Raw genomic sequence first — 12,685 nt, 5'->3', positions numbered from 1 at the left:
CCTCAGGCAGACTGGCGAGACGCTCGCTGGCCGCATTGCTTATCTTGAGATGCATCCGATTGACGGACTGGAGGTGCCGGCCGAACAGTTGAACCCCTTGTGGGTGCGCGGCGGCTTTCCCGACAGCCTTCTGGCGGCGAGCGACCGCGCCAGTCAGCGGTGGCGGCAGGACTTCATCCGCACCTACCTCGAGCGCGATATCCCGCTGCTCGGGCCTCGCATTCCGGCCGAAACGCTGCGCCGCTTCTGGACCATGCTGGCACATCATCAATCCGGCCTCCTCAACGCTGCCGACTTTGCCCGGGCCCTCGGAGTCGATGGCAAGACAATTGCCTCGTACCTCGACCTGCTAGTCGATCTGCTGCTGGTGCGAAGGCTCGAGCCGTGGCATGCAAATGTCGGAAAACGTCTGGTCAAGTCGCCGCGGGTTTACGTGCGCGACAGCGGCATTGCACATGCGCTGCTTGGACTGACAACCCTTGAGGACGTTCTCGCTCATCCCGTGGCCGGCGCCAGCTGGGAAGGATTTGTTATTGAGACGTTGATTGCGGTCGCACCATCCGGCACAGCAGCTAACTTCTATCGCACATCCGCCGGCGCCGAGATCGACCTCCTCTTGACCCCTCCAGGCAGCCGCCCATGGGCGATCGAAATTAAGCGCAGCCTCACGCCAAAAGTAGAGAAGGGCTTTCATCTGGCGTGCGAGGACGTAGGTCCTATCCGTCGCCTCGTTGTCTATCCGGGAGCAGAGCGCTTTCCGCTGAAACATGACGTCGAGGCAGTGCCACTTCATTTCCTTGCGAAAACGCTGGTCCAACTTGGCTGATAGGCTCTTCGCCCGACTCTCTGTCCCCAACTACCCGCCCCCATCCGGCACACAGCGCCTTTATTTCACTCCGTTGTTGACCCGCTGAGGTCTTCTCAAAGCGTTAGTCGCGGCCTAGCCTGCGCCTCGACCCTCGCCCGAAACACTGCGATGAGCATTAGTCCGCCCAGACATTACTCGTTTCAGGCCCGCTCCGCGGATTTCTGAGAGAGCCGCTTTCGCTGTTGATCTGATTGCCCGGTGTGAGATGGCCGCGCCGTGCAGTCTGTCGTGTCCCATGACCTCGATCGTCCAGGACAAGGCAATCGCCGAGGTCGAATTACTACTGCTCATCGTGGCTGACAAGTTCGGGCCGACTACTACGCGCATGTCATTGAAACGGGTCTTCACTCACATCGCCCGGCCTTGCTGACGTCTATTGCTAGGCGATGCCCAGCACGTGGCCCGGCCGAACTGGAAGCTCCTGCCCGGTGCCAAAGGGCAACTTCAAAAGGGAGGTTTCTTGTCCGCTGACAAAATCGGCAAATTGCGAAGCGTATTCAATTCTTTGAATCAGATTATATTCGTTATGCCACGTAGCGTGCGATCAGAGGGCATTAACCTCTTGTTAACTTAAAACTTCTTGCTGGTTCGAACGAATCGGACATAATGACGGTTGCTTGGCCACATTCCGCCAAAAATCGTTTTTAGAGAGTCTTGATCGAATGAACGTGAGTTCGCCCGTTCCCGCGAAAACCCCATTGCTGTTCGAGAAACGCATTCTCGAACAAGGGGATCAGATATCAAAGAAGCTGCACCTTCTCTCGATGCAGCGTTTTCCTCCCCACGCCAAGAAGAATTTGCGTTCTTTTTCGTTGGCGGAGGTGGCGACGTATCTCGGTGTTTCTCAGAGCCATTTGAAAAAACTACATCTAGAGGGCAAAGGCCCAGTACCTGAAACCTCGTCCTCTGGCAGACGATCCTACACGGCCGGGCAAATGATCGAGCTACGCCAATACCTTGACCAACACGGGCGCTCCGACGCCCGCATGTATGTTCCCCATCGTCGGTCGGGCGAGAAACTTCAAATCCTAGCTGTGGTTAATTTCAAGGGAGGTAGCGGCAAAACAACGACAGCAGCTCATCTCGCCCAGTATCTCGCTCTGACGGGACACCGTGTATTGGCTGTCGATCTTGATCCCCAGGCGTCGCTGTCTTCACTGCACGGGTTCCAGCCAGAACTCGACCAGACGAAATCGCTTTACGATGCGATCCGCTACGACGACGAGAAGGTTACTCTCTCGGAAATCATCAGGCCAACAAATTTCCCAGGACTGGATATCGTCCCAGCGAACCTTGAGTTGCAAGAATTCGAATACGACACGCCTTTGGCAATGACGGACAGGACGTCTAACGTGGGAAGGGCCTTCTTCACGCGCATCTCGACGGCATTGGGGGAGGTCGATGCCCTATATGATGTCGTCGTTATCGATTGCCCACCGCAACTGGGCTATTTGACGATTACAGCGTTGACCGCTGCAACGTCAGTCTTGATAACGATCCATCCGCAGATGCTCGATGTCATGTCAATGGGCCAATTCCTGTTGATGCTCGGGAATATTCTGGAGCCAATCCGGGCAGCGGGTGCCGAGGTGAACCTGGAGTGGTATCGCTACCTTATAACGCGATACGAGCCGACGGATCAGCCGCAAGCACAAATGGTGGCGTTCCTCCATACGCTTTTTGGTGAGTTCATCCTCAAGAACCAGATGCTGAAATCCACGGCGATTTCTGATGCGGGGATTACCAAGCAGAGCCTCTACGAAGTCGAAAAAACGCGATGACTCGTTCCACATACGAGCGGGCAATGGATGCACTCGATGTCGTAAACGGAGAAATCGCGACGTTGATACATAAAGCATGGGGGCGCTGACTTGTCCGCTGACAAAAACGGACTTTTACGCAGCGCTTTCAACAGACTAGGTTGTATCCAGAGGTAGACCAAGATGGCACGTAAGAATCTTCTTTCCGGCCTCGCAGAGACGGAGGCAGACGACCAGCCGACATCTAGTTCAACTGCGGCCTATCCGATTCGCGGTGCTTCGAAATCAATGATCCGCTCCGTTAATGAGTTGGCAAAGCAGGCGGATGCGTACCTTGAAGGTGAGCATGTAGTCGAACTCGACCCGGACGCTATTGACGGCTCGTTCGTTTCCGATCGCATGGATGACGACAGGGAACAGTATCAGGAACTGCTGGAAGCGATTCAGCAGAGGGGTCAGGATTCCCCCATTCTTGTGCGGCCCCACCCGAGCATCGAAGGCCGCTTCATGATCGTCTTTGGGCATCGGCGTGTCCGGGTGGCCCGAGATCTCCAACGGAAGGTTAGGGCGGTCATCAAGGAGATCGACGACAAAGCTCATGTCATTGCTCAGGGCCAGGAGAATTCTGCCCGAGCAAATCTTAGTTTTATTGAGAAGGCGATGTTCGCAAAGCGTCTCGAGGAGTTGAATTACGACAGAGATGTCATCTCGTCGGCATTGGCTGCGAACGCCGCCGCCGTCTCGAAAATGGTGTCGGTTGCTACACGGATCCCGCCATCTGTCATAAGTAAAATTGGATCAGCTCCATCTATAGGCCGCGAGCGGTGGGTTGAGCTATCCCTGCTGGTCGCCAAGAAATCGGACATAGTCGATGAAATCCTCTCCGAATCCGAATTCAGCGGGCTAGAGAGTAACCGACGCTTTGAGCAGTTGTTCATGGCCCTGAACGTAAAGGAAAAGCGCGTCCGCAAGGCCAGTGTGAAACCCGGCGTCCAATCGTGGGCTCCGGATGACAAGTCGGTTAGCGTCAGCGTTCAGAGAGCAGGGAAGGCCGTCACGATCGCCGTAAAGGAGACGGATGGCAGCCGCTTTGGAAACTGGATTTCCGACAATCTGCAGGGACTCTACGAGGCCTTCAGAAAGACGGAGAAAGCAGCAACAGGAGACTGAAACCGCAAAAGAAAAAGGCCCCCAAGCGACTTTCGTCGTGGAAGCCCTTCTCCGTAGTAGCTGACTGAGAATCGCATCTCCACGAATCACTGTCAAGAGTCATTGGCGTCGTTTTGGCGAGCAGGTTTCTTTTGCCTAATCGAGGGTGAAAGAAAATGGAGACGAATATTGCGACGACGCCCTTTGGGCGGCGGCCGATGACGCTTGGCATGATTTCAAGCCAAGTCACCGCAAGGGCGGTGCCGAAGGACGCGACAGTCCACAAATGGCATGTCTTCCAAGATATCAAGGACGCCAGGATCGCTCTGGGCGCCACCGATCGCGCTCTGGCTATTCTCGACGCGCTGTTGTCGTTCCATCCGGACACGGCGCTTTATGGCGACAGCGAACTGGTTGTATGGCCATCCAACGAGCAGCTGATCCGCCGCGCCAACGGAATGCCCCCAACGACGTTACGGCGGCACCTGGCCGTTCTGGTCGAGTGCGGCTTGATCATCCGTCGGGACAGCCCAAACGGCAAGCGCTTCGCCCGGAAGGGTCAGGGGGGCGAGATCGAGAAGGCCTATGGCTTTGACATCTCGCCGATCGTGGCGCGCGCTGAGGAGTTCAAGAATCTTGCGGAAGCGGTCAGATCTGAGAAGAAGGCCTTTCGCCTCGTTAAGGAGCGGCTAACCATATGCCGCCGTGACATCGTCAAGATGATCGACGCCGGGATTGAGGAAGGCGTGCCGGCGAACTGGGGCAGGGTCCAGCAGGCCTACCAGGCAATTGTTGGTCAGATACCACGCACTGCACCTAGGCAGACTCTCGAGGCGATTGCCGAGGAGCTTGAAGGCCTTTGGGCTGAAGTGCGTGAGGCATTAGAATCATTTGTAAAAACACGGAAAGTGGACGCCAATGAGTCCCGAAATGGACGCCACATACAGAATTCAAAACCAGACTCTAAATTTGAATCTGAAAGCGGCTCAGGAAATAGGGATGAAGCGGACGGCAACGTTGCGAATACCAACAACGTACGGAGCCTACCGAAACGCGAACTGCCGCTAGGGATCGTGCTGGATGCCTGCCCGAACATGCTTTGGCTGGTGAAGGGCGGCGGCGGAATCCGCAACTGGCGTGAATTTCTGGCCGCGGCCGAGGTTGCCCGACCGTCCATGGGCGTCAGCCCGAGCGCCTGGGAGGAAGCGCGAACGGCAATGGGTGAGCAGCAGGCGGCGATTACCATTGCCGCGATCTACCAGCGGCAGGACCAGATCAACAGCGCCGGCGGCTATTTGCGCAGCCTGACAGATCGAGCAAAAGTCGGAAAGTTCTCGGTCTGGCCGATGGTGATGGCCTTGTTGCGGGCCAAGCTTGACGCGTCGAAGACGACCGGAACCGGAGCTGAAGCCGCTGCCGTCGATTTGGAGGCGGCAGGCAAGGTTGTGCGCACCGAATCCCGGCTGGAAATCAGCGATGCGTTGCGCCGCAGCCTCGACAAGCCAGGGCGCGGATCATGATCAGCCGGGCGGTTTTCGATCCGTGGACGGTGGCTGCAGCGCTTGTCGGGACGAGCGTTTTATGAGAGCATCGAAGGCATGAAAAACCAACACGCCCAGGAACCGACGTCCGATGAAACCGCCGGGATGGTGTGGTGGAATTCGATTACCGAATCCGATCGTGCGGCTTGGCTGGCGCGGGCCGGCAGCGCCGTTCCAGCTGATGCCTGGGCCGCGTACAAGCGGCTCCGGAATGTTGAGCGTCAGCCAGGGACCGTAAACTGAGGACTGTTCTGCAGCGGGATGGCGGTCAGCTCGCGGGTAGTTCGGCGACGAGTCCAAGCCGTCGGGCTCGATCGAGCAGGTTCTTGACTGAGGAGGCAGACCATTTTGCGCTTCCTCGTGGGGTCCGCTCATGCAGACGCTCGAGCTGGCCAGCGATGTCGCGGAGCGACAGATCTGGGTTAGACTGCGAAATCCCTGCCACAAGAGTCATCAGGCGATCTTCGGGAGGCAGAGGAGACGCCCGCTTTAGCAGTGTGGATTCGGCCAGGTGCTCGGTGACGAGCCACCTCACTGCCCGCCGCAGTCGTTCAGGCGTCCAGTCGAGGCCGCGCTGGTTCAGGACCCGAGCGATGTCGTCCCAGTTATGGTCTGGTCGCATCCGACGGACCGTCGGAAGCCACTGGTTCATCGTTGATTGTAGCCGTCGGCCATAGGCTGCCTTTTGCACCGCTGTCATCTTCGCCAGGGCTTCGGGCCTGCGCTCCCGGATACCAGGATTGCCTGGCAGCCGCCCCTTCGATCGTGCAGCGATGATGCCGGCCTTGGTCCGCTCCGAGATCAGCGCACGCTCGAGCTGGGCGACGGCGCCGAGTACCTGTAGCGAAAACATGCCCTGTGGCGTCGACGTGTCGATTGGATCTCGGAGAGATCGGAAATGCGCGCCCTTCTCAGTCAGATCCTCGATCACCTGAAGAAGGTGGCTGACCGAGCGCGCAAGGCGATCGAGACGCACGACGACCAAGACATCGCCGGCGCCGATGTCGCTCATCAACCGCAGTAGGGCCGGACGAGCTCTCGACGCACCGGATCCATGTTCCTGAACGACGACGTCACAACCGGCCGATCGCAGCTCAATCTCCTGCGCTTCCGTCGCTTGTTCGTCCGTCGACACGCGCGCGTAGCCGATTTGCCGGCCTCTTGGTCGTCCGGAGCGTCGATCTTGCGCTTCACGGGCCATTCGCGGCGTCTCTCAGCATGGGAAAGAGGCGTTTGTACAAACACCGAAGATATCAACAAACGATCGTTTGTAAACGTCTCTAGTGGCCCTTTTGCATAACTCCTACGGCTTCGATGAGCCTGAAAATCAACGTTTTCTAGCCTCCTGACCGTCCCAGGGCGTGGTGCTGTACAGTCCCGATATGAGGTCATTATCGATAGTGATGTTTGTCCGTGAAGAAACACGACGTAAGTCCAGTGATGCGCTCACTAGCTTGACCAACGCGAATCAGCCATCATGAAAACAATGGCTTACACACTCGACAAACTGCCCCTGGAAACCCTGATCGGGCCGGTTGCCCGCGCGACCGAGATTTTGGTCCGCCTCGACGAGCGGGTCGCCCGTTCGCCGGTCCGCGACGGCTTTGTCGAGCGCCAGCATTTTGCCGACGCGGCTTCGGCGCTCTGGCTCGAGGGCGAACTCGTCCACCTCGAGGACCTCGTGCTGCACGACGCCCACATGGACATCCGCACCCCGACCCACGAACTCACTCGGGCGCACGCGGTGCTGCGAACCCGCCGGCTGATTTTTGCGCAAAAGCCGGACTGGGCGCTCAGCCGCGACGGTTTTTTGGCGCTGACCGGTCGCGGCGGCGCCATGCCGGCGGCGAGCCAAAAAAGCCGGGACGGGGAGGGGGCTGGAACTGCCTCTGTGGAAGCCGACGATCGCGATGACGTTGAGGCCGATCTGCTGGCCGAAGAATTTGCCGAGATCGATGCCGTCCTGGCGCGCTCGTCGAGGATTCTCAGCGGCGCTGACGTGCCGGCGAAAGCGACGCGCCCCGACGACCGGCCGGACCTGATTTACGATCTCGACTGGAATGAAGAAGAGCGGCTGGCTGAATGGCAGGCTGTGATCGCCAGGACGCGCGATCTGCCAGTCGTCCTGCAAGCGGCGATCCTGCTCGAAGCGTGGTCGGACATCGAGGTGCTGCAGCATGCCACGTGGCTCGGGCCACTGCTGGTTGCCGCGCTGCTGCGCCAGGAAGGGCTCGCCGCCCACCATCTCGCCAGCCTGCATCTCGGTGCGAAAAACATTCCGCGCGAGCGGCGGCGGGCGCGCAATCGCGGCGATCGGCTGCTCGCCTTGCTCGATGCCATTCACGACGCAGCAGTGGCTGGCCTGAAGGAACACGATCGGTTGGTGCTGGCCAAAAGCCAGATGGAACGGCGGCTCAAACAACGGCGCGCCAGCTCGAAACTGCCCGAACTGGTCGAGCTCGTCATGTCGCGGCCGCTCGTCTCGGCGGGCATGATCCAGGAGCGGCTAAAGGTGACAAAACAGGGGGCGCTCAATCTGGTCGGCGAGCTTGGCCTGCGCGAGATGACGGGCAGGGGAAGGTTCCGTGCCTGGGGAATTGTTTAGGTCCGCAGCCATTCGCCGTAAGATTCTATAGGGCTTACGAACTTATCCAACTTGACGAATTTTCGATCTGTAACCATATCGGTGACAGCAGGAGGTTGTCATCATGGCCACTTCAAAACGCAACAATCATAGCGGGACCGCATCGCATACGGGACTCGCCGCCCTGAGCTTCACCACAAAACTGCCAGCACAGGCAGACTTCAAGAAGGTTCTGCTCGAACGTTATCAGGAAGCGATCGCACGCAGCCGCAAGATCGGCCACCGCGTATCGTTCCGGGTCGAAGTCGACCCGGCCGCCGATGCGCAGACGATCACGCCGGTCGAGGAGCAACCGGTCGATACCTTTCCCGTCGACGACACGGGCAAGCCCGATGCCGAGCTCGAGGCGGCTCTTGCCGGAGCGCGCGCGCGTGGCCGCAAGCGTGTTGCCGAAATTGTCGCCGGCGAGGACATGCTGAGTGCTGAAGCCTTCGCCAAGCTGCTTGGCACGTCGCGGGTGACGGTCAACGCCAGGCGGCAAAGCGGGCAGGTGCTCGGGATCGATGGCGCCAAACGCGGATTCCGTTTTCCTGTCTGGCAACTCGACAGGGACGGTCGTCCCTTCGGGACATTGCCTGCGCTCCATGAGACGCTCGGCAACAGTGCCTGGGCTGTCTATCGGTTTCTGGTGTCGCGCCATGGCGCCCTCGATGGGCGGACCGGCCTTCGAGCCCTTCAGCAAGGCGATGACGCCTCGGTGTTGGCCGCGGCGGAAGGCATGGCCAGGGGCGATTTCGACTGAATGCCCGGCGTTCCACCTCCAGCCGATTTCGCGGCCGCAAAGCTCGAAATCGAGACCATATCGGCGGGGCGGACATTCGGCCGGATCTACTGGAGCACCTATCCCGGGGGACACTTCGGTGGGGGATCGTCGCGGAAATGAAAGCGGATGACGGCCCGCCGCCGCGGCAGCTCAGCGAAGTCAATCTTTCGCCGCACAGCCCACATGAGGGTCGAAACTTCCACGTCGCCGAGCGCGATCTCCGCCTCGATGTTGCATTGCGCCCATTCCGCTAACGCGTTCATCGCCGCTCGAGGTTTATCGACTTCTAGGTACGGAAATAGCAGATGGCGCCCGTCGCCCCGTCCTCGACACGCTCGACCAGGCCCAACGCTTCCATGTCCTTGAGCCGCCTCGACAAGAGGGCGGACGAGACGTTGCCCACCCGCTTGCGAATGTCATTGAAGCGGGTCGAGCCGTTCCAGAGTTCGGTCAGGATTTGGATCGTCCAGCGGGGCTCCAGGAACTCGCAGGCGTGCGAGATCCGGCAGACCAGTCCGTAAGGCCGTCTCGTCATGGCTGACCGCTCCTTTGCCGCAGGTTAGGCCTTGCGGAGCTCGAAGGCCAGTTCACAATCTGAAGCGGTGCGCTTCCGAAGATGCGCTGGCGCCTTCCCGTGCTCTGCCATGATGGTGGTCGTCATTCGTGCATCCCCCAACGGAGGCTACCATGACCTGGCGTAACATTACGCAAACGACACTAGGCCAGACCGCACGGCGCGTGCCGCGCACTTTTCTTGATCCTCCCCTCGAACGGCTGCTGGCCCTTGTCCGTGAGTGGCGGACCCGCCGCAACATAAAGCGTGGGCTTGGTCACCTGTCCAACTTCCTTCTGCGCGACGTTGGCTTGACCAAAGCAGACGCCGAGTCGGCCTGCGCCGACAGCTTCGATAGATCCGCTCTTGCGCGCTTAAGAGTGCAGCGCAGAACCAGACGGGAAATTGGTGAGAAGGGAAAGCCCCGGGGGCGGAAGCCGCTTGAGGGCGGCAATTGATCAGCCGAATTCGGGGGCATTCTTTAACAACGATTTTGAGGCGCAACCGCGGCGTCCGGCGTGGTCGCCGGCGATGTCTCCATTCGCACTACCGCAAAATTGAAATCTCTGGTCGAGTTAAGGCTCATTGCTGACCGGTAGATTTTTTGGTGCCGAGAGCCGACTTTCCGGTCCCCGAAATTCGACCGGAAAAGCAGCCTTTCCTGGGACCTAATGCTTCAAGATCTGGCTGAGGAACAATTTCGTTCGATCATGGCGCGGGTTGCCGAAAAACGCGTCAGGCGTGCCCTCCTCGACGATCTGTCCGGCGTCCATGAAGATGACGCGGTCGGCGACCGCGCGGGCAAAGCCCATCTCATGCGTCACGCACACCATGGTCATGCCGTCGCGGGCAAGTTCCGTCATGGTGTCCAGCACCTCCGAGACCATTTCCGGATCGAGGGCGGAGGTCGGTTCGTCGAACAGCATCACAGCCGGTTCCATACACAGGCTGCGGGCTATCGCCACACGCTGCTGTTGACCGCCGGACAGCTGGATAGGAAATTTGTTCGCCTGCTCGGGAATACGAACCCGCTCGAGGAATTTCAGCGCGGTCTTGCGCGCCTCCTTTTCCGGCACGCCCTTAACCCACATTGGGCCGGCCATGCAGTTCATCAGCACCGTCATGTGCGGAAACAGGTTGAAATGCTGGAACACCATGCCGACGTTGGAGCGCACGTCGGCGACGTTGCCCATCTGGCCATGCAGCGCAATGCCATTGACGGTGATATCGCCCGCCTGATGCGCCTCCAGGCGATTGAAGCAGCGGATGAGCGTCGATTTGCCGGAACCTGAGGGCCCGCAGATGACGATTCGCTCACCCTTGTGGACGGTCAGATTGATGTCCTTCAAGACGTGAAAGGCGCCGTACCACTTCGATAGGTTGCGCGCTTCGATGATGGCATGAGCGCTCATCTGACCTTGCTCCTATGGTAATGCCGCTCGATCCGCGCCTGGATCAGTTCGAGGCAGATCGACAGCATCCAATAGATCATGGCGGCCGAAATCAGCATCTCCATGTGCTGGAAGGTCTTCTGGCCGAGGGTGCGCGCCAGGAACATCAGCTCCCAAACACCAATGACCGAGACCAGCGAGGAATCCTTCAGCATCGAGATAAACTGGTTGCCCGTCGGCGGAATGATGACCGGCAGCGCCTGCGGCAGGATGATGCGGCGCATGGTCAGCGCGAAGCCGAAGCCCATGGAGCGCGACGCCTCCCATTGGCCGCGATCGATGCTCTGTATGCCGGAGCGGAAGATCTCGGTCATGTAGGCGCCGTAGCAGAGCGAAAGCGCCAGGATGCCAGCAGGCACGGCATTGATGACGAAGCCAAGTTGCGGCAAGCCGAGATAGATCAGGTAGACCTGCATGAGCAGCGGAAGGCCACGGAAGAAGGAGGTGTAGAAGCTGGCGATGGCGTAGGCGAAGCCATTGCTGGAAAGCTTGGCGACCGCGCCGGCGACCGCGATGACGGAAGCGATGACAATCGAGATCGCCGAAACGTAGAGGGTGGTGACAACGCCTTGGCTGATTAGAAACGGCAGCTTCTCGCTGATGAAGGGCAGGCTGAGATGGAAGGTCTCGAAGAAGGCAATGAACAGCAGCAGCAATTCGAGCCAGACGATGCCGATCTGGAACTTGAGCGGCGCGAAACCGATCAGCACTACGTTCAAGGTGAAGATCATCGCTATGGCGAAGGCAATGGCAAAGCGACCGTAGAGGCCACTCACCGACGGTTCGCCGATCACCGGACGCATCAGTTCGGCGAAGCTGGTGGCCGACATGTTGAAAGCCATGAATAGCAGCAGAACGACACCGAACATCGTCGCCACGAACCAGGGTTTGTGGACGAGGATTTCAGCTTCGACGGTATCGGGATAGAGCATCTTTAAGCACCGGGTGTTCGGCGGCCTGCCGGGGGCAGGCCGCCTTTGAAGGGGCTAGTTCGTCTTCGAATAATCCTGCCCGTACCATTTTTCGGAAAGCTTGCTCAGCGTGCCGTCCTCCTTCATCGCTTTCACGGCGTCGGCGATCTTGGCCGAGAGTTCGGGATCGCCGCGTTCGATGGCGATCGCCAGCGGCTCGTAGAAGACCGGATCGCCCAGCTGCTTGATCGGGTAACCGGCCTTCTCGGCATCGAGGATCGACGGCAGCGAAGAGACCACCGCATCCAGGCGCACGCCGTCGCCGAGGCGAAGGTCGTCAAAGGCGGTCGTCGAATTCTCGTAAGAGTGGACCTCCTTCGGGTTGAGCTTGTACTCGAATGACGGCGCGCCGGCGGCATCGAGTGTCAGATCCTTCTTGGCATAGGCCTCGAAGGTGGAGGTGCTGGTGGCGCCGACCACCTTGCCGTCGAGGTCCGCCAGCGTCTTGGCCTTGCTGTCCTTGTGCACGGCAACGGCCGCCGGTGTGTAATAGTAGACCGCCGGAAAATCGAAAATTTCGGCGCGCTTCTTGGTCGGCGTCATCGAGCCGGCATGTATGTCCCAGCGCCCTGCCCAATGGCCGGCGGTGATGATGTCCCAGCCGGGCGTGATGAACTCGACCTTGACGCCGAGGTGCTTGCCGATCGCCTTGGCGACGTCGACATCGAAGCCGTCCAGCTCGTTGCTGGCATTCACGAAGGACTGCGGCGCCCAGTTGGCATCGGTCGCCACCTTGAGCGTGCCGGCCGCCAGCACGCGGTCGAGCACCGCGCCTGCGTGAGCAGGATATGCGCTGAGCGTAAGCGCCACCGCGGCCATCGTCACTTGTCGTCTGTTCCAGATTGTCATGTGCGTATTCCCCTGTTGTTGTTCAGTCCCTTGCGGTCACGATGGTTCAGCCGGTCGTGACTTCGCAATTTCGTGCCGGTCAGGTCGGCGTCCTCTCCCAAAGGCCCTCGGATTTAGCGACGTCGCGGCCATTACG

Annotated in this window: 11 protein-coding genes and 1 pseudogene; 7 read left to right on the top strand and 5 right to left on the bottom strand. The window is 59.4% G+C overall.

Features of this window, described 5'->3' with window-relative positions; genetic code table 11:
- From EOA13_RS30570 to repC, 4 genes and pseudogenes are all read left to right on the top strand, one after another.
- Positions 1–826, top strand: an 826-nt coding sequence (locus tag EOA13_RS30570) for a DUF4143 domain-containing protein (protein ID WP_164780429.1), incomplete at its 5' end; no start/stop codon positions are given.
- Between the two features lie 704 nt (positions 827–1,530).
- Positions 1,531–2,738, top strand: a pseudogene (gene repA, locus EOA13_RS30565) (plasmid partitioning protein RepA).
- 73 nt (positions 2,739–2,811) lie between these two features.
- Complete coding sequence (gene repB, locus EOA13_RS30560) at positions 2,812–3,798, top strand: plasmid partitioning protein RepB (protein ID WP_127297137.1); 987 nt, start codon at positions 2,812–2,814, stop codon at positions 3,796–3,798.
- A gap of 155 nt (positions 3,799–3,953) precedes the next feature.
- Complete coding sequence (repC, locus tag EOA13_RS30555) at positions 3,954–5,297, top strand: plasmid replication protein RepC (protein ID WP_127297136.1); 1,344 nt, start codon at positions 3,954–3,956, stop codon at positions 5,295–5,297.
- A gap of 289 nt (positions 5,298–5,586) precedes the next feature.
- On the opposite strand, the gene EOA13_RS30550 is transcribed toward repC, so the two are convergent.
- On the bottom strand, positions 5,587–6,519 hold the full coding sequence (locus EOA13_RS30550; RefSeq protein WP_127297135.1) for a recombinase family protein: 933 nt from the start codon (positions 6,517–6,519) through the stop codon (positions 5,587–5,589).
- 276 nt (positions 6,520–6,795) lie between these two features.
- Here EOA13_RS30550 and EOA13_RS30545 point away from each other — a divergent pair, with 276 nt between their 5' ends.
- Positions 6,796–7,923, top strand: a complete 1,128-nt coding sequence (locus tag EOA13_RS30545) for an RHE_PE00001 family protein (RefSeq protein WP_164780427.1) — start codon at positions 6,796–6,798, stop codon at positions 7,921–7,923.
- Positions 7,924–8,026: 103 nt separating this feature from the next.
- Positions 8,027–8,704, top strand: a complete 678-nt coding sequence (locus EOA13_RS30540; protein WP_127297134.1) for an XRE family transcriptional regulator — start codon at positions 8,027–8,029, stop codon at positions 8,702–8,704.
- A 307-nt stretch (positions 8,705–9,011) separates the two neighbouring features.
- On the opposite strand, the gene EOA13_RS30530 is transcribed toward EOA13_RS30540, so the two are convergent.
- Positions 9,012–9,260 carry a helix-turn-helix domain-containing protein gene (locus tag EOA13_RS30530; RefSeq protein WP_127297133.1) on the bottom strand — a complete coding sequence of 83 codons (249 nt, stop codon included), beginning with the start codon at positions 9,258–9,260 and terminating at the stop codon, positions 9,012–9,014.
- A gap of 152 nt (positions 9,261–9,412) precedes the next feature.
- Between EOA13_RS30530 and EOA13_RS30525 the strand changes: the two genes are divergently transcribed.
- Positions 9,413–9,736: a DUF1127 domain-containing protein gene (locus tag EOA13_RS30525; RefSeq protein WP_127297132.1), complete on the top strand. Its 324-nt coding sequence runs from the start codon at positions 9,413–9,415 to the stop codon at positions 9,734–9,736.
- Between the two features lie 210 nt (positions 9,737–9,946).
- On the opposite strand, the gene EOA13_RS30520 is transcribed toward EOA13_RS30525, so the two are convergent.
- The 3 genes from EOA13_RS30520 to EOA13_RS30510 are packed head-to-tail and all read right to left on the bottom strand — an operon-like array spanning position 9,947 to position 12,549.
- A complete protein-coding gene (locus EOA13_RS30520) occupies positions 9,947–10,690 on the bottom strand; it encodes an amino acid ABC transporter ATP-binding protein (protein ID WP_127297131.1) in 744 nt (247 codons plus the stop codon).
- A complete protein-coding gene (locus tag EOA13_RS30515) occupies positions 10,687–11,661 on the bottom strand; it encodes an amino acid ABC transporter permease (RefSeq protein ID WP_127297130.1) in 975 nt (324 codons plus the stop codon). Before EOA13_RS30515 ends, EOA13_RS30520 begins: the two co-directional genes overlap by 4 nt.
- Before the next feature lie 54 nt (positions 11,662–11,715).
- Entirely contained in the window at positions 11,716–12,549 is an 834-nt protein-coding gene (locus EOA13_RS30510) for a transporter substrate-binding domain-containing protein (RefSeq protein WP_127297129.1), read from the bottom strand.
- Between the last annotated feature and the right edge of the window lie 136 nt (positions 12,550–12,685).

Origin of the sequence: Mesorhizobium sp. M7A.F.Ca.US.011.01.1.1, assembly GCF_003998295.1 — a bacterium.
GTDB lineage: Bacteria > Pseudomonadota > Alphaproteobacteria > Rhizobiales > Rhizobiaceae > Mesorhizobium.
The sequence above is the reverse complement of the archived record's forward strand: the minus strand, read 5'-3'. Positions and strand labels throughout refer to the sequence as shown.